Origin of the sequence: Photobacterium pectinilyticum (genome assembly GCF_024357955.1) — a bacterium.
GTDB lineage: Bacteria > Pseudomonadota > Gammaproteobacteria > Enterobacterales > Vibrionaceae > Photobacterium > Photobacterium pectinilyticum.
The window spans coordinates 1-17,621 of sequence record NZ_JANEYT010000048.1; the positions used below are offsets into that span (position 1 = coordinate 1).

Genomic DNA, 17,621 nt, shown 5'->3' on the forward strand with positions numbered 1-17,621 from the left:
GGCCTGACGCCAAATGAGTCAGAACGGTTATTCTGGAATGACTCTAAGACCGTGGCCAATTTCACTTGACCACTTCAGAATCGCCTCGTGTGAGTGTGGATTTACCTTGTTATTTGAAAAGGGGTCTTGCGGGGCCGTTTCGTTAGATAAGAGATAGACTATTGGTATTTTTGCTGCTGATTTCTCAATAAAACTATTCGTTAGAAGGGTATCGCTTAAAGGGATGCGAAGAATACATGAACCCAGAATAAGCCTTTTCTTATTTTAGCTGTTTAATAAAGCGTCATTATTGGTGACACAAGTCTAAAATATTTATCTTTTTATCATTTTTTTTCTACCTCATTTCATCGGTGGTGGGCAAAAAAACACCGTAATTTCGCACCTGAAAACACTGTGAAATGAAAAAAACTTCCTCAATTTCCTCATTCATGTAATAAAATCACCTGCCAGCAACAAGCTGTCGTAGGTTTTTATTATATCCTCATGAGCATTAGTTCCCAAAAAGAAAGAATGCTAATGGTTAGGGTTAACCGTATAGGGTTGAAAGGTTTGCAGGTTAGTCAGTACCGACTTTGAATGGTTTATTTGCAGAAAAAGTATAACTGTAAGTTGTTGATCTTAAGTGGCGACGATGGTTTGTTTCCTGTGGGGGATAATGGTGCTGGTGTTATATGCGGTATTTCACGAACGGTTGTTTACACTTGTGGATAATAGCTTTTCTTACATTGTGCACATGAGGAAACGTCAGTTGGGCCTTAGTTATTTGCAAAGGCGCAGGTACTCGGCGGCATCAAAGTCTAGAAGCGGAGAGTAATGTGACGTGTAGTTGCATTTGATTGCTGTTTTTTTAGCTAAATAACCGAGTTAGCACCTTTTATGACAAGGTATTTACTGGGTTTTCAGTTATAATTCACCGCAACATAAGTGTGAAAAGAAATCCATGAATCAATATTTAGCTATCACTTCACGAGGTCTTGAAAACCTCCTTGCAGAAGAACTTACGAAACTTGGCGCTGACAGCGTTCAGGTTGTACATGCTGGCGTCCGTTTTAAGGCCGAGCAAGCAACGGCTTACCGATGCTGTTTATGGACGCGAGTAGCATCGCGCATCATCTTGGTACTGAGCGAATTTAACGTTCGTGATGACATGGATTTGTATTTAGGTGCGGCTGCGATTAACTGGCCAAATTACTTTGGTAGTGACACCCGTATCATTGTTGACTTCAATGGTACCAACCGTGAAATCCGTAACAGCCAGTACGGTGCAATGAAAGTGAAAGACGCCATTGTCGATCGCTTTACCAAGGCTGATTTACGTCGTCCAAGCATTGATCGTGAACGCCCAGAGCTACGTATCCACATGCGTCTGTCTGGTGAGAAAGGTGTACTGGGCCTTGATATGGCCGGTAGCGGTCTTCATCAGCGTGGTTACCGTAGCGAAGCAGGTAAAGCGCCATTGCGTGAGACCCATGCGGCGGCATTGGTGATGAAGTCTGGCTGGACGCCAGAGAAGCCATTGCTAGACCCAATGTGTGGTTCGGGTACTTTGCTTATTGAAGCGGCGCTGATCGCGGCAAATATTGCGCCAGGTATCAAACGTCAACGTTGGGGCTTTGAGGCGATTAAAGACTTTGACCGTGAAGGTTGGCTTGAAATTCACGCTGAAGCGAAGGTAAAAGCCCGTCGTGGTCCTGCAAATGTCACAACTAAGTTTTTTGGTCGTGAAATGGACCGCCGCGTTCTCTCTATCGCGCGCGATAACGCAGGTCGTGCCGGTGTTAAAGATCTGATTGATTTTGAATATGGTGACGCGACTCAGCTTACATGCCCAGAGGGGTTCTCTGAAGGTGTCATCCTGTGTAACCCTCCGTATGGTGAGCGTATGGGGACAACGCCTGAACTGGTCTCTCTGTACAGTGAACTAGGTAACCGTTTGAAGCTTGCTTTCGCCGGCTCTACCGCTTCAATGTATTCATCTTCTAATGAATTGTTAAGTTGTTTGCGTATGCGTGCAGACAAGCAGTTCAAATTGAGCAACGGTGCGCTGGATTGTGTGCTGAAAACATACCAGATCACAGCCGGTGGTGTTAAGCATGTTGAAGGTGAAGCTGAAGGGCGCGTCGAAGAGAAAGAAGTCGCACCAGATTTTGCAAACCGCTTGAAGAAGAATATTACCAAGCTAAGCAAGTGGGCAAAGAAAGAAGGGCTGGAGTGTTACCGCCTCTACGATGCTGATCTACCAAACTACAATGCAGCGATCGATAAATATAAAGACTTCCTGATTATTCAGGAATACGCGGCACCTAAAACGGTTCCGGAAGAGACAGCACGTCGCCGTTTGATGGATATCATGCGCGCAACGATTCAGGTAACCGGTGTTGAAAACAACAAGGTTATCCTAAAAGTGCGTGAGCGCCAGAAGGGTAAGAGTCAGTATCAGAAGCTTTCTAGTGCTGAACGCCACATGATTGTGAATGAGTACGGCGTTGATCTGAAGGTTAATTTATACGATTACCTTGATACTGGCTTGTTCCTTGATCACAAGGTGACGCGTAAGCAGCTTGGTAAAATGGCTGCAGGTAAAGATTTCCTTAACTTGTTCGCTTACACGGGTTCCGCAACGTGTCACGCTGCTTGTGGCGGTGCGAAGTCAACAACAACTGTTGATATGTCCAATACTTATTTACGTTGGGCACAAGAGAACATGGAGCTTAATGGCCAAGTGGGCTCTCAGCACCAGTTTGTTCAAGCGGATTGTCTGCAATGGTTGCAAGAAGCGGATGGTGACTTTGATCTTATCTTCATTGATCCGCCAACGTTCTCAAACTCGAAGCGAATGAAGCAGAGCTTTGATGTTCAGCGTGATCACATCATGCTATTTGAGAACCTAAAACGTATGCTAAGACCAAATGGTCAAATAGTTTTTTCGAATAATAAGCGTCAGTTCAAGATGGACATCGAGAAACTTGAAGAACTTGGCTTACAAGCGAAGAACATTTCTGATAAAACGTTGCCAATGGACTTTAGTCGCAACAAACAGATTCATAACTGCTGGATCATTACCCACAAGGAAGATTAAGTGCTAATCACGCTTTATAGCACAGAAGGGTGTCATCTTTGCGAGCAGGCTTATAGCCTGCTCGTACAAGCCGGTGTAAAAGAGCACGTTCAAGTGGTGGATATCGCCTTTGATGACGTGCTTTTTTCTCGTTACGGCGTCACAATTCCTGTGCTCTCTATTCTTAATCCTGATTCAGACTCAAACAGCCCAGAACTCGGTTGGCCCTTCGATGCTAATGAGTTGGCACTATGGTTAAACAACAATGGCATTAATTAATATTAGTAACGCCCAATTGGCGTACGGTGATCACGCGCTGCTTGATAAAGCAGAATTTCTTCTACAGCCGAAAGAGCGTGTTTGTCTGGTCGGCCGTAACGGTGCTGGTAAATCCACTTTGATGAAAGTGATTGCCGGTGATGTATTGCTTGACGATGGCAGTATTCAGCGTGAGTCCGAGCTGGTTGTTTCGCGTTTAGAGCAGGATCCTCCTCGTAATGCAGAAGGGACCGTGTTTGATTATGTTTCAGAAGGTCTAGCAGAAATAGGGCAGGTATTGAAAGAGTACCACCACCTGTTGGATTTGATCACCCATGATCCTTCTGAGTCTAATTTCGCAAAATTAGGTCGAGCGCAAGAAAAAATTGATCATGCTGATGCCTGGCAATTCGATAACAAGATCTCATCGGTGTTGGAGCATCTTCAGTTAGAGCCAAATACATTGCTCAAAGATTTATCCGGTGGTTGGCAGCGTAAAGCCGCATTAGCGCGCGCACTGGTTTGTGACCCTGATATCTTGCTACTTGATGAGCCGACTAACCACTTGGATGTTTCTACTATTGAATGGCTAGAAGGCTTCCTAAAAGAGTTTAGAGGCTCGATCATCTTTATCTCGCACGACCGTGCGTTTATTCGCTCGATGGCAACCCGAATCGTCGACCTCGACCGTGGCCAGCTAGCGTCTTTCCCTGGTGATTACGATCAGTATCTCGAAGATAAAGAAGAGATGCTTCGGGTAGAAGCCGAGCAAAATGCTGAGTTCGATAAAAAGCTAGCGCAAGAAGAAGTGTGGATCCGTCAGGGGATCAAAGCACGCCGAACTCGTAACGAAGGACGGGTTAGGGCACTGAAACAGTTGCGTCGTGAACGCAGCGAGCGCCGTGAAGTGGTAGGCAAGGCCGACATGCAACTTCAAGATGCGCAGCGCTCGGGCAAAATCGTGTTTGAGGCCGAGCATATTAGTTATAGCTATGGTGACAAACCAATCATCAACGACTTCAGCTTCAATGTTATGCGCGGTGATCGTATTGCACTCATCGGTCCCAATGGTTGTGGTAAGAGTACGCTGTTAAAAATTATGCTGGGTGATCTTCAGTCACAGGGTCACTTTCATTGTGGTACAAAACTAGATGTAGCGTACTTTGATCAGTATCGCGAAGTCTTGGACCCTGAAAAGACAGTCATGGACAACCTGGCTGACGGTAAGCAAGAAGTGACGGTGAACGGCCGCACGCGCCATGCCCTCGGCTATCTTCAGGACTTCTTGTTCCATCCACGTCGTGCCCGTACCCCGGTTAAAGCGCTATCAGGTGGAGAGAAAAACCGCCTGCTGTTGGCGAAACTTTTCCTTAAGCCTAATAATTTATTGGTGCTAGATGAACCAACCAATGATTTAGATATCGAAACATTGGAACTTTTGGAAGATATTCTTGCCAACTATCAGGGTACTTTGTTGTTAGTGAGCCACGACCGTCAGTTCGTTGATAATACAGTGACAACAAGCTGGATTTTCGAAGGTAACGGTGTCATTGATGAATATGTTGGTGGCTACCACGATGCCCAGGAACAACGTGCTAATTCGCTGAGCCTAAGGGCGAAGGCACACGCTGCCGACATAGAGGCAGAAAAGAAAAAAGATGAGAACAAGCAGCGTCAGACTGAACGTCCTAAAGTAGGTAAAAAGCTCTCTTACAAACTGCAGAAGGAACTGGAAGATCTGCCGCTAAAAATTGAAGAACTGGAAAATGAAATTGCGCAGTTGCAGGAATTGATTAATGATCCTGCTTTCTTCCAGGACGTGAAAAATGACACTGAAGGCACGCTGAACCGTTTGGCGGAAGCAGAAGCTGAATTTGAGCAAGCATTTGAACGTTGGGAAGAGCTTGAGGCAATGCAGAAGGAAGCTTAATGCAACATAAGACATTAAAATTGTCAGCACTGGCCGTTTTGGTAGCCGGTGCGACAGGCGCTAACGCCGCTGTTTACCGTGTGGTTGAAGTGACAGATGGAACTAACATCGCCTCTCAACAGTATTTCCCTGAGGTTAATCAGTCTGATATTACTGAACGTTTAGCCTTTCATGGCCAAGGCATTACTGCATCTGATGACGGTGACAACTGTTTTGATGGTAGCTGTAATGATTCTGACTATTCAGTATTCGGTGAAAGCCGTTTTGGTGCTGATGGCATCAATTATCGTGATGAAGTGCCCTTTATCCTTGATAATATTCAACGTGTTAACGATGAAGATGATCTATACCGATACTGTGACAATAATTTAGGCCCGAATACTTGCCGTGAATGGGCGCGTACCCAGTTTTATGGTAAAGGCTACAACACCAATGATATTCGCGACCGCACAGGTTTTGGCGGTTTAGTGCGTGAGCAGGAAGCTTGGACTAAGAGTTACTTCTCCAATGCGACTGCTATTAGTGGTTTCGAATCCTTCTCTGCAGTTGAAACTTTTGCAGATGAGCAAACTAATTATGATACCGATGCCGTAGCGGCATTGGGGTCAATCGTTGATTCAGGCAATCATAAAACCACTAACAGTGTGATCAATGCTCAAGGCACAGCCGATACCGTTGGCGAATATACTTTGGGTGTGACAAGCGGTGCCTACTTCTACGACAACCAGCGCTATGCTCGTCAGTTTAACAAGCGTGGTTTTGTTAATCTTGGTGATGACAAGGTAGGCCTTGCTCCAGCCGGTACGGATTCACTGACAACAACTGCAGGTCAATCTTTGGCGTGGGATGCGGTTGAATATGAAGATCCTACAACTAAAGAAAAGCAGCTATTAGTTGTCGGTAGTGCGTCTTACGATCGAAGCGATTTTAGTGACAGTGACAACAAGGTGCCTAATAACCGTAGCGACCGAGATGATCCTACCTTTAGTGAGTCGGCTTTCAGAAATTGTCCGACAAGGTTTGAAGAAGGTCTAGACAGCTTCTACGGTACCAAAGAGTGTCAGTTGTCTGTGTTTGCCAATGACGGTGTGTTCTGGACAGTAGATGCAAATTCTGACAGCAGCGTAGACGCGCAATTGTTGAGTAAGAATGACCTAGCTACTTTGGACCCTGATAACAAGGACCGTTCATTCCAAGCCGGAGCACGAGCGGTTGAGCTTGTTAATGGTCAACCCGTTGTTGTTGGGTTTACCACCCATCGTTATGATAATGACTATTATGCGATGCGGGCGGCAATTTGGGAGCTTCCGGAAGACGCGACGAGTGTAACTGAAGAGGGCTTCACCAAAACGAGGATACCGGGCCTTGAACTGGAAAGCAGTGGTGACCGTGTGCTGACCTATACGCTTGCGACCGGTATAAACAAGAATAATAAGGTGATTGGTGTTGCGAAAAACTTCCGTTCTGATAACCGTTCATATGTAGAGCGTATGTTTGTTTATGACAACGAAGAGAAGCCAAATGCACCGACATTTTTGGATACTTCCATCTCTGAATTGTTCTTCAATGGTGCCAATGGTCACCCAGGAGCAATAAATAACAATGATCAAATTGTTGGTCGCTTAGATGCTGAGTCGGTGAATCAGGTTGACGGTCGTTTCCGTCGCCAGCGTGCTTTTACCTATGCGATGGGTGATATTGAAGGCTCAGTTGCATTGAAGAAAGGTGATGTGTATTTCCTTGACGATTTGATCAACGACGGTGATGAGAACGGCACAGCGAATATGTACCGTATCTTTGAAGCAACTGGCATTAATGATGCTGGTGTAATTTCAGCGACTGCGTATAAGTGTGTAGGGACAGATGGCAAGGAGCAGCCATATGATGACCTTACTACAGACTCTTTCTGTGCCGGAGCACAGGAGGATGCTATTGAACGTACAGTCGCTGTTAAGTTGGTCCCAATTTCTGCCGCAGATGAGCCGACAGTTCAAGAGCGCCCTAAATCAGAAGCCAATATTGAACGTAGTGGTGGATCGCTTGGCATATTGGCAATGGCTTTCCTTGGCTTCCTAGGGTTCCGTCGAAGAAAGTAATTTTTTGTCAAGATTGGTCAAATTACACTCAGGCTCACAATTTGTGAGCCTGTTTTGTTTTCGTAGTTGATCTCTGCTTCTGTTTCGCTAATTCTTAATAGTGGAGACACAACATCTCCATCATTATGCAATAGTAATGAATGTAAATGATAAGGATGAGGATCGAACTTATGAAGAGACAAAAGCGGGATCGTCTGGAACGCGCACAATCTCAAGGCTATAGAGCTGGCATAAATGGACGTTCCAGTGAAGACTGTCCGTATCAAGCGACAGATGCCCGTACTAACTGGCTAGGTGGCTGGCGAGAAGCACGAGAAGATCTGCAATCTGGCCTGTTTAAATAATAAACCTCCCTTCATATCTCCCTTATTGAGCCCCTATTAGGAACAGGGGCTCTTTCTATTCTACAGGCCATGGCGATAAGCTGGGGGCAATGGGCAATGAGCCAACACTTCATGTCTGCTAGTTCAGCATTCATTGATATTGATATGGTGACGGCGTAACTTTGCGTGAACGTACTTGAATGGCATAGTGCCACTAGCCAGATACAAAAAAAGCCGCCATTGGCGACTTTTTGATAGCTTGTTTACTGTTGCTTAGAAGTTTGACGTATCTTTGAATAGGCCAACTTTCAGATCTTTTGCGACGTAAATCTCTTTACCATCAACCAAGACACGGCCATCGGCAACACCCATGATGAGCTTACGGTTGATAACGCGCTTAAGCTGGATTTCATAGGTTACTTTTTTCGCTTCTGGCAGGATTTGACCAGTAAACTTCACTTCACCTACACCCAAAGCACGACCTTTACCTTCGCCGCCAGCCCAACCAAGGAAGAAGCCAACCAGCTGCCACATGGCATCTAGACCAAGGCAGCCTGGCATTACAGGGTCACCTTTGAAGTGGCAATCAAAGAACCACAGGTCAGGGCGGATATCTAACTCAGCATGGATGAAACCTTTGCCGTGGTCACCATCTTCATCGGAGATGTTTACAATACGGTCAATCATCAGCATGTTGTCAGATGGCAAGGAAGGGAAAGCTGGACCGTAAAGTTCGCCTTTACCACATGCAACAAGTTCGTCGTAATTATAAGATTGCTGGCGTTTCATCAGACTTTAAAACTCCTTAAAAAGTATGGAGGCAATTTAGCTTACACATGTACGCCAAACAACTCGGATCAGTTCTGGACCAACCAGTTACGGATGCGCGCTAACAAACCGATGTGCTTCACCATTTCACCGTTATGGAAGATATCAATGCGCTCTGCAATCTTTGCCAATAGAGTCTCTGCATCCTGATCATCGCTGCGGAAGGCTTGGCCGGTAAGTAGTGGTAGAGCATCATCAACACTTTCTGCGCTCCACAAGTGGAATTTCCCGTTTTTGATGGCATCGAGGATTTCATCATTGAGACATAGGTTAGTCATGTTTGTTTTCGGTAATATGACACCTTGGTTACCCGTTAGGCCGCGGAATGCACAAACCTGATAGAAACCTTCGATCTTTTCGTTAATGCCACCTACAGCCTGTACACGGCCAAATTGGTCAACAGCACCGGTCACAGCGATTTGTTGATTAAGAGGCTGCATTGATAGCGCAGATACGAGTGAGCATAGCTCTGCCAAAGAGGCACTGTCGCCATCGACTTCGGAATACGATTGTTCGAAAACAATAGAGGCGGAGAAAGGTAAAGGTTGGTCTAAATCCAATGCGGTACTGATAAATGCCTGCATGATCATCATACCTTTGGCATGGATATTACCGCCAAGCTCTGCTTTACGCTCAACATCCGAGATATCACCGTCACCAAAGTGCACCACACACGAAATTCGGGCAGGCTCGCCATAGGCGCGAGGGTGTCCCGGTACTTCAACGACAGTCAGCCCGTTGACCTGACCGACTTCTTCACCTTGGCAATCAATAAGTACCTGACCGTGATGGATATCTTCAATTGCACGTTCTGGCAAGTAAGACTCGCGATATTCACGCGCCTGTATTGAATCTCTCAGGTGCTGGGCAGTAATTTTCTGATCTTGCGACTCAAGGGCGGCTTCGCAAAGTAGGCTTTGGTGCCAAATAGGGCAAAGCGGCACGCGGGTTTGATCTTCGGCGTAACGGGCGCCTGTCTTTAGCACCATCTCTAGTGCTTGTGAGTCCGCCAGCTCTGGCAGTTTGGCTTTCTTGATAATGGCTTTGAGGTAAGCGAGATAAAGCGGAAGGTTATCCTTGTCAATGATCAAGTCCTGTTCGAACTCGCCATACATGGTAAAGCCCGAAGAGATGTCCGGTTCGGCATTCTCCAGCTCAGCCATCAGGTAACGGTCGCCAATCAGCACCAGTTTGATATTGAGCTGCTCTGCTGGTGGCAGAGGGTACAAGGACTTGTTTGAGGCTGCTTGCCATTCCAGCGTCCCATTCATCAAAATGCTTTTAAGACGAGGCCATAAACTTGGGTTCGCTAGGATAGCCGTGACAGAAAGCACTAAGTAGCCATTGTTGGCCTGGTGTACAAGCCCATGTTTTACCTGCTGCTTGCTGATGTTGTTTTCTTCAATCGGTGGATATACGGCACCAAAAAGGTTTTGATCGGTAACATTCTCGCCAGCGACGATGACCGGTGATTCATTGTGGGCTTCAGCTTGTTGTGAAATCAGCTCAATGACATAATCACGGTAAACCTTATTATCAGGTGCGGTAATACGTAATACTCGAGGTTGAAGTTCGACAGCAGTAAACCGGCGCACAGCATCTGATAGGCGATCTTGCAAGGTTCCTGTAGTCGCGGGAAGAAGATCATCATACTGTTCAAGGATGGCTTGGTACTGAGAGTAGTCTGGAGTCATCGAGCGCCAGTTTTGTTCATGCATGGGCGTGTGCTTTATTTCGTAATGTGAAAAGGTCAGCAGTATAAATGAATCAATGCCTGCATAATAGCTTAGTGTGTAATGTTATTGACTTCATTTGCAATTTGGTTGAGATCGACTTAAAAACAAATGCTTAAAGTTCAAAATGGAATTGAGCTTTAGGTGTCTTACAGTTACACTGTCACTACTTAAGTTTAGACTTATCGAGAACCCCTGACGACTATGAAATATCAGCAGCTTGAAAACCTTGAAGCCGGTTGGAAATGGAATTATCTAGTAAAGAAATGGAAAGAAGGTGAAGCGATCACCGGGTACATTGATACCAGTGAAGCAAAAGCAGCGGTTGATGGCCTCTTATCTATCGAACATGAACCAACCAAGGTGCTAAAGTGGATTGATAGCCATATGTCACCGGAGCTTGATAAAAAGCTTAAACAAGCTATCCGCGCCAAGAGAAAGCGCCATTTCAACGCCGAGCAAGTTCATACCCGTAAAAAATCTATTGATCTTGATTACCGTGTTTGGGAAAGGCTGGCGGAGAAATCCAAAGAGCTGGATTGTACCTTGTCTGATACCATTGAGTACTTGTTGAGTGAATCCAACAAGACGGAGGTGGCAAGTAAGCAGGTATTGGATCTCAAGCATGATCTCCATGAACTGCTTGATTTTGAATAGGCTAAGTAAAGAAAAGAACTAGAATCTAGATATAGCCTCTAGCTAAAACGAAGATCTACTCAAAACCTTTTGAATTACCATTTTGTAGATCTAGGCATGAAAGGAACTTAGAGAGGAGCCAAGTATGGAATTTATGGGATTTGTGATTGTCCTTGCCATTGTTGTATTTATTTTGGTGTTTAAAGATCGGCCAATCATGGTGCTGACCTTTGAGGAGGGAAAACTCACTCAGCAGAAAGGTCAGATCCCAAATGGCTTTTTGGCCGGCTGCAAAGATATCGCGCATAAGCAGCCGTTTTCTGGCAAGATCAAAGTCTATAAGAATCGTTTTGCGACCAAACTGGTTTTTTCAAAGACGGTGCCAGCCAAGGTGAAGCAGCGTATCCACAATGTTTTTCCGCATAACGGCGGCTCAAAGAAGCGGGGAAGACGCGCTTAAAGTCGATTAGATTCGCAGACAATAAGCTCTCCAGCCAGGGGAGCTTTTTTGTATCTAACATCAATAGAGATTACCTATATGCTAACACCCCACGCGTTTCGTTTAACTCTCGGTACCGACCTGAAGTCGTCCATTTTGGCGTATGTGCAACAACAAGACATTAAAGCAGGCTCGCTGCTAAGTTGTGTTGGTTGCCTTTCCCACGCCTCTATTCGGCTTGCCAATGAATCAGAGAGCCTCGAACTAGCAGGGCCGCTAGAAATTCTCACCCTAAGTGGCACCTTAACGCCAGAGCATGTTCATTTGCATATCTCCGTGGCGGATAAATCAGGGCGTGTCTATGGCGGACACCTACAGGAAGGTTCTATGGTGTCTTATACTGCAGAGGTTTGCCTGGCAGAATATACCGATTTGTCTTTTACCCGTGAGCCTGACGCTACGACAGGCTTTACCGAGCTGGTGGTAAGATAACGGCTCCTTAAGTCATGGCTTTCCACGGCCGAATTCCGAGGGCCTTAATGCCGTATATACTTGTTACCATTAGCGGTATCTTATGCAGGTGATGAAGTTATGGATAAGGCCTCAGAGGTATTAATACCTTCCGGTTTGTCATTTCAGGAACAGTTTCAAGGGAATTACTGTTTTGGCTGTGGGGCAGAGAACCCACAAGGATTGGTAAAATAGCCGTAGAGGCTAAGCTAACGGCCGTGAGGGTGCCTGATTCTTGGATGACGGTATGATATTGCTCTTAGTGTTAGTTTGTTTCAGGTTTACTTGGAAGCGGCATTTAAAGCTATTCCAATGTGGCAGGCTGCGCTGGTGGCGGAAAAGTAAATCGATATATTGCAAAACAGCCGCAGAATTTCGATTCTACAGCTGTTAATTATTCGGCTTCGAGGAAGTCTATTTCGTTAGAGTACTTTTAGCATGGGAACCGGCTATATCAACTAAAGCCTGATGACTGGTTAGATAATGATGGATCTTTTGTTGCAGGTCGCTTAAGGCTTGCTCGGCTTTTATTCTATTTTCTTTCTCTTGTTCTAATTGCTTTCCAAGTTCAACGGCCATATAACCGCCTTTAATTAACGCTTTGGTTGTGACGTTGCTCTCAGTAATCGACTTTAGCTCTTCGATCATATAATAGTGCTGGTCAATATCTCTTATTGTAATAGCCATGTGCAGATAACGCGCAAAAGATAGCATTATGAGTTGATTGATATTTTTGTCAATGGTTTTGATGCTTTTCTCTCGAGGCTGTATCTTTGAGTTAAATATATTTTGCTATCAATTCTGAGTGTGAAGCTAATGGGCAAAACTATGGTGTGCAGTGTTTTAATGCCAATACACGATAAATTGGCGGTGAAGGCTATTGTAGACACTGTTCGACAACGATTAGAATTCATTAATAAAGCGATAAAGGTAGTAAGGAATATTTGTGAACCAGCAACTGAGTCAGATAAAGCGTCGGGCGATGGAAAGTCGTACGAGGGAGCTATCTAAACCTTCACTACCAGGATTAATGGAAGTCTCTCATGGGAGCGAGATTACACTGAGCGTTAAAACACCGGTAGGGCAGCTCTATCAGGTGAGTTCAGTGTTTATTGGTACCAATGGTAAAGATAAGCTGTTTATCGAACTGCCAAAGGTGACAAAGATTGAAAGAGAGCAATTTTTCCAGCTCGGTTATCGGGTGACCATTAAGGCTGTTTCTGAAAAAGGTGAAGGGGCTTTGGTTAATGTAAGAACCAAGCTCAGCCATATTATTACAGATCCCGTTCCGCTGTTAGTTGTTGATATTCCTCCTCAGATAAACGTTGTCCAGTTAAGAAAAGAACCGCGTTATAACGTTAGCCTCGAGGGAAAAATCGTTCTACCCAATCGCGTGGTGCATGTGGTTCTAAAAGATCTGTCTAGCTCCGGTTGCAGTTTCTATCTAGAAGCAAATGGTCCAACGATAGAGATCAATAGTCATTTGGCGATTGAAATAGTTCATCCTAGTACGGAACTAATGTATCCGCTATCGGGGAAAGTCTGTAATCATCAGCTGATGGGGGGGAATAAACAGCTTGGCATCGAGTTTGATGATCTCGGTCAGCAAGCTGTGAGGGAGTTAATGAGTAAGCTTATTTTTGATGGAGCTAAGCTTTCATTTAAGAAATAGGGTTGAGCGACAGTTAAATACGTTGTTTATCCATTACGTTGTAACGGGTGGAATGAACTAATCTTCACTCAATAGGAGTATATCCAGCTTTTCAAGGCAACGTTGAATTTTTTGCATCGAAAGCGGTTTGACCAAGTAGTCGTTTGGTTTATGGGAAATGACCCGTTTTACGGTATCAATGTCGCTGTCACCCGTTACGATAACCACGGGAAGAGAAGGATATTGTGTTTTGATATATTGTAATACATCAATACCGTCTAAAGGTTTGCACAGATTCAGATCGAGAAAAACACAATCAACTGTATTTTTAAGCAAAGCGGTATAGGCTTGCTGTGCGGTAGGCGCATAATGTAATTTTTGGATAGGGACGCTTTTTCTTAGCAGCTCGGCCATGATTTTGGCCATCATCTTATTATCTTCAATGATGAGAAACTTATTCATACTGGTTTTTCCTTAAACTCATCGTATTTTTGCTAAGTACAACAACAAAGCTCTTCTATACCCATGTAGCGTTAAGTCGTTTGGTTAAGCGGGAATGGTATTAATATATATTATGATAGGGAGAATATACGATCAACTTGTCTGAAGATGAACCATATTGTGATCTCTATTGCCAGAACCCACATGCTAGTGCACTATAATTTTTTCATGCGTTAATTATAATCAGCTTTAAGCGATATAAAAAAGTAAGGCTTTTTGTGTGTTCTAAAAAGGGGACAATAGCGCACAGCCGCGTTAGACAGAAATATAGGTGACTCTATCTGCCGATTCGATCTGGATTGCATTTTTTACTGCTGGTGGCTGAACTTCAGCACTCTAACTTTATGCTTTAATCTCAACTTTTCTGCATGAGTACCCCATGAGGTACGATCATGGAAATCTATGGAATTATGAGTCATCGCCCACGGATACTGTTTCGTTGTACACCCATAAGAGGTTGTTCTCGTAAAATCTCTACGGATGTCAGTTATGCGTTGGGTTGGTGCTTCATATAAAAGCATAATGCACCATAACTTTTAATTTGATCCACAACAAATAACACAAATAGGGTAATTACCACCTCTAAGCAATGCATGCACTCGACACCAACCACAATATTGATAGACGCAGGGGCGCCCAGTAATTCATCTGTGTCAGCATGATCTTCTTAGGACGATTTTTTACCGAGATTATCGAGTATGCAGACATAGAAAATGCGAGCATTTAGATCAATCCCGCAGTAATAATCGCACTGTTGGTTATAAAATCTTACTGAGTCTTCTCCATATTGGGTTTAGTCGCCTTCTGATGGCTATGCTGTCGGAGAAGGCTCAATAAGTATCAAGGCCTTTACCACGGAACATTTTTGGTATGGGTTGTTTGTCTGTTTACGGTGGTCTTTTGGGGCGGACAACTTGTAGCGGCGTTATAAGCACAAGACAAATTACACATAAGGATATCGATGGAAGAGCTTCAAGGTGGACGCGAAGGTCATATTTTTCGCTCTGATAATAAGATTTATCGACCACGTGGCAAGTGGTCTGAAACTGTACAGTTTTTGTTGTCACATATTGCCGAACACGGCTTTAATTCGGCACCTAAGCCTTACGGTTTCGACGGCAAAAATAATGAGATATTGTCTTACGTGGAAGGCGACGTTTTCAATTATCCGCTGAAAGGTAATATCGCTACGACTGAAGCACTGACTTCTGCTGCAAAACTTCTTCGCTTATACCATGATGCATCTAGTTCGTTTTTATCAAAACATTCGAACCAACCAATGAAGTGGATGCTTCCAAGTCGGGAGCCAACAGAAGTTATCTGTCATGGGGATTATGCGCCTTACAATGTTTCGCTGATGGGCTCAGAAACAGTGGGGATTATTGATTTTGATACTGCGCACCCAGCACCGAGAACTTGGGATATCGCTTATGCTTTGTACTGCTGGGCTCCATTTAAAACTCATGAATATGATGCAATGGGTGACTTAGCATCTCAGTCGATAAGAGCCAAGCAGTTTTGTGATGCTTATGGTTTGCTTGACGTTGACCGCTTGGGTTTAGTGAATGCAATGATCGACAGGATTCAAGCTTTGGTCGACCATATGCACAATGAAGTCAGTAATGGTAACCAAGCTTTCATCGAAAATATCAACGATGGGCATCATTTGGCTTATCTGACAGACATTAACTACCTTAGCAGCCATCAGCAGTATATTATCGATGCATTGGTGAGTTAAACCGTTCTCGAGCCCAGAAATGGGAAGCCCCGCAGGCTTCCATCCCGACAATTGCAGGTGGAATGTAGGCAAACAAAACTAGGACTTTTGAACGAGTTATTGTTTTATGGAGCAGTATCTTGCCTTGTTCATACTGAACGGATGTTTGGCTAGATCAATAGTGACATGGTGGCCTTGATGACTATCGAGCAGACCATGGTGCACCATAACTTTGAATTTGACCCACAACAAGCTGAAAACGTAGCACGAAAAATAACACCGCTTATCGTGAAATACGGCGGTAATCCGCCACCTTGGTTAGCTAAATACATGGATGAAATCATGGCTGTAGCTGCCATTGGGATGCTTGGTCTGTCTAGCTATATGCAGGTGCGTAGCCTCAAGATTAAAGATGCTGAACTTGCCAAGAAAGCGAAACAGGCCGCCGCTTGAAACTACAACCTATCAACCAAAACAATGCGCTGAGTAATCATCATGTCTATGTGGTTGGTATGTCTGGCTAGGGCGCAAGTTCGGCCCGCACTCCATCAACATGTTCCAGCGTGGACGAGTTTCTGTATATCGAGGCGTTTACTGAATCAGTGTTGATTGCTACCGAATGTGGCGATTACCGTTGAGTACATGGGCGAGGCGGGGGCGGTTGGTTTTGGTCGCTACATTCCGCCAACGGATGGTCAGGAAGTTGCTATCACCCAAACGCCAACCGTGACCCTGTCACTCAACCAGCAGGTGAACATCGGCCAGTTCCACAAGTGGCATTGTTACTGGGCAGCAGGTTGTGATTACAGAGCTACCAAGGGTGAAATTGGAAAGTGGTCAGGCGGTTAGAGTCTATGCAACTACGCCAATTTTGACCAAACCCGTGGGTGGTGACGGCATTTCAGCCCGCAAACTACCCATTAAGAGTGGTATTTCACCAATAAATGCCAATGCATCACACTGTCACATTTTAATGAAAGCAGACTTAGCAAACACTCACGGAAAGTCATTAACGAGGGTTGGTAGTTGGCCGCAGGTGAACAGCTCAAACTTGAAACCACCGCCTTGAGATTTTCAGGTAGCGACGGTGACACAGTTCAAATTATCGAGTTCATACGATGACAGGGAAATCATTAAAGGAGCGGCTGCCTGTAGGAGCCTACAAAAATGCATGTTATGAGTCATCTCGAACAATCCTGGCAAAGATGGAAAGCCTCCAAGAACAATCTATGAGCAGGATGCTTATGCTCATTTGGGTGGACGTTTCCCGACATTGATGAAAGTACAATTACAAGAAAGCCAGCCAGCGTATCCGGCAGGTAATTATACCGTTCATAGCTCTAGTTTTATCGTGAACAAGTTTGGTAGCATTGAACTTAAACGGTTTGGCATGATGATCCAACCATTGGAGCCGGCATTATAATTAGCCGCAAACAAGAGTGCTGTGGGTATGACTGAAACTAAAGTTTACTTTGATGAAGTAACTCCAGAAATGATTTCTACATTTACTGAGCAAGATGGTTTTTACACATTCAAATCTTGGGAGGCACTTAAAGTCAGCTGTGCAACTGATTACGGTGATTATGATTTGGTAGAGTTAACGCCTGAGCTTTACAACGAAATGCTTGATTCAGGCGTGTTTGAAGGCCATGAACCAGATTAGACCCAGCTATAAAACTCAAACCCTTCCCAGTGCGCATTATGTACCTTATGTTAAATAGGGTTTCTCTAAATATAGATATAAGCAGTTATGGCTATCTCTTGGTTTCCCCTGCTTTTCTTTTGCTCGACAGCAATGCTTCGAAGCACTGTACAATTTAACAGTATTCGTTATTTACCATAAAATAGGTAATAAACACCTTTTTTTAAGTACTGCAGCAAATGGTCAGTTTGCCTGGTACTTCAAAACATGGTGTTTATTACTAGGCTTGATTTCATCAA

At 44.5% G+C, this 17,621-nt stretch carries 18 protein-coding genes; 14 read left to right on the forward strand and 4 right to left on the reverse strand.

What is annotated here, in order from left to right; genetic code table 11:
• Window positions 1-940: 940 nt before the first annotated feature.
• The 5 genes from rlmKL to rmf all read left to right on the forward strand — a co-directional run bounded on the left by rlmKL (window position 941) and on the right by rmf (window position 7,686).
• The gene (gene rlmKL / locus NHN17_RS17560; protein WP_255043959.1) at window positions 941-3,079 is read left to right on the forward strand and encodes a bifunctional 23S rRNA (guanine(2069)-N(7))-methyltransferase RlmK/23S rRNA (guanine(2445)-N(2))-methyltransferase RlmL; all 2,139 of its coding nucleotides are present in this window, start codon (window positions 941-943) and stop codon (window positions 3,077-3,079) included.
• Window positions 3,080-3,337 (forward strand): glutaredoxin family protein, encoded by a 258-nt coding sequence (locus NHN17_RS17565; RefSeq protein ID WP_255043960.1) that lies wholly within the window; start codon window positions 3,080-3,082, stop codon window positions 3,335-3,337.
• Complete coding sequence (gene uup, locus NHN17_RS17570; RefSeq protein ID WP_255043961.1) at window positions 3,324-5,246, forward strand: ATP-binding cassette ATPase Uup; 1,923 nt, start codon at window positions 3,324-3,326, stop codon at window positions 5,244-5,246. Before NHN17_RS17565 ends, uup begins: the two co-directional genes overlap by 14 nt.
• The gene (locus NHN17_RS17575; protein WP_255043962.1) at window positions 5,246-7,342 is read left to right on the forward strand and encodes a DUF3466 family protein; all 2,097 of its coding nucleotides are present in this window, start codon (window positions 5,246-5,248) and stop codon (window positions 7,340-7,342) included. The genes uup and NHN17_RS17575 overlap by 1 nt, the downstream gene beginning before the upstream one ends.
• Window positions 7,343-7,512: 170 nt before the next feature.
• Window positions 7,513-7,686, forward strand: a complete 174-nt coding sequence (gene rmf / locus NHN17_RS17580) for a ribosome modulation factor (RefSeq protein WP_255043963.1) — start codon at window positions 7,513-7,515, stop codon at window positions 7,684-7,686.
• Between the two features lie 252 nt (window positions 7,687-7,938).
• On the opposite strand, the gene fabA is transcribed toward rmf, so the two are convergent.
• Window positions 7,939-8,454, reverse strand: a complete 516-nt coding sequence (gene fabA / locus NHN17_RS17585) for a bifunctional 3-hydroxydecanoyl-ACP dehydratase/trans-2-decenoyl-ACP isomerase (protein ID WP_255043964.1) — start codon at window positions 8,452-8,454, stop codon at window positions 7,939-7,941.
• 68 nt (window positions 8,455-8,522) lie between these two features.
• Entirely contained in the window at window positions 8,523-10,211 is a 1,689-nt protein-coding gene (locus tag NHN17_RS17590; RefSeq protein ID WP_255043965.1) for an AAA family ATPase, read from the reverse strand.
• A gap of 219 nt (window positions 10,212-10,430) precedes the next feature.
• Between NHN17_RS17590 and matP the strand changes: the two genes are divergently transcribed.
• The 3 genes from matP to NHN17_RS17605 all read left to right on the forward strand — a co-directional run bounded on the left by matP (window position 10,431) and on the right by NHN17_RS17605 (window position 11,793).
• Window positions 10,431-10,883, forward strand: coding sequence for a macrodomain Ter protein MatP (matP, locus tag NHN17_RS17595; RefSeq protein ID WP_255043966.1), 453 nt, complete (start codon window positions 10,431-10,433; stop codon window positions 10,881-10,883).
• Between the two features lie 133 nt (window positions 10,884-11,016).
• The gene (locus NHN17_RS17600) at window positions 11,017-11,322 is read left to right on the forward strand and encodes a DUF3634 family protein (protein WP_255043994.1); all 306 of its coding nucleotides are present in this window, start codon (window positions 11,017-11,019) and stop codon (window positions 11,320-11,322) included.
• Between the two features lie 78 nt (window positions 11,323-11,400).
• Complete coding sequence (locus NHN17_RS17605) at window positions 11,401-11,793, forward strand: PPC domain-containing DNA-binding protein (protein WP_255043967.1); 393 nt, start codon at window positions 11,401-11,403, stop codon at window positions 11,791-11,793.
• A gap of 432 nt (window positions 11,794-12,225) precedes the next feature.
• On the opposite strand, the gene NHN17_RS17610 is transcribed toward NHN17_RS17605, so the two are convergent.
• Window positions 12,226-12,459, reverse strand: coding sequence for a hypothetical protein (locus NHN17_RS17610; RefSeq protein ID WP_255043968.1), 234 nt, complete (start codon window positions 12,457-12,459; stop codon window positions 12,226-12,228).
• A 298-nt stretch (window positions 12,460-12,757) separates the two neighbouring features.
• Between NHN17_RS17610 and NHN17_RS17615 the strand changes: the two genes are divergently transcribed.
• The gene (locus NHN17_RS17615; protein WP_255043969.1) at window positions 12,758-13,483 is read left to right on the forward strand and encodes a flagellar brake protein; all 726 of its coding nucleotides are present in this window, start codon (window positions 12,758-12,760) and stop codon (window positions 13,481-13,483) included.
• A 57-nt stretch (window positions 13,484-13,540) separates the two neighbouring features.
• On the opposite strand, the gene NHN17_RS17620 is transcribed toward NHN17_RS17615, so the two are convergent.
• A complete protein-coding gene (locus tag NHN17_RS17620; protein ID WP_255043970.1) occupies window positions 13,541-13,924 on the reverse strand; it encodes a response regulator in 384 nt (127 codons plus the stop codon).
• A 1,000-nt stretch (window positions 13,925-14,924) separates the two neighbouring features.
• On the opposite strand from NHN17_RS17620, the gene NHN17_RS17625 reads away from it, so the two are divergent.
• From NHN17_RS17625 to NHN17_RS17645, 5 genes are all read left to right on the forward strand, one after another.
• On the forward strand, window positions 14,925-15,701 hold the full coding sequence (locus NHN17_RS17625; protein WP_255043971.1) for a phosphotransferase: 777 nt from the start codon (window positions 14,925-14,927) through the stop codon (window positions 15,699-15,701).
• Window positions 15,702-15,878: 177 nt separating this feature from the next.
• Window positions 15,879-16,133 carry a hypothetical protein gene (locus NHN17_RS17630; RefSeq protein ID WP_255043972.1) on the forward strand — a complete coding sequence of 85 codons (255 nt, stop codon included), beginning with the start codon at window positions 15,879-15,881 and terminating at the stop codon, window positions 16,131-16,133.
• A gap of 156 nt (window positions 16,134-16,289) precedes the next feature.
• The gene (locus tag NHN17_RS17635; protein ID WP_255043973.1) at window positions 16,290-16,529 is read left to right on the forward strand and encodes a hypothetical protein; all 240 of its coding nucleotides are present in this window, start codon (window positions 16,290-16,292) and stop codon (window positions 16,527-16,529) included.
• 334 nt (window positions 16,530-16,863) lie between these two features.
• The gene (locus tag NHN17_RS17640) at window positions 16,864-17,103 is read left to right on the forward strand and encodes a single-stranded DNA-binding protein (RefSeq protein WP_255043995.1); all 240 of its coding nucleotides are present in this window, start codon (window positions 16,864-16,866) and stop codon (window positions 17,101-17,103) included.
• A 27-nt stretch (window positions 17,104-17,130) separates the two neighbouring features.
• Entirely contained in the window at window positions 17,131-17,343 is a 213-nt protein-coding gene (locus NHN17_RS17645) for a hypothetical protein (RefSeq protein ID WP_255043974.1), read from the forward strand.
• Window positions 17,344-17,621 lie beyond the last annotated feature (278 nt).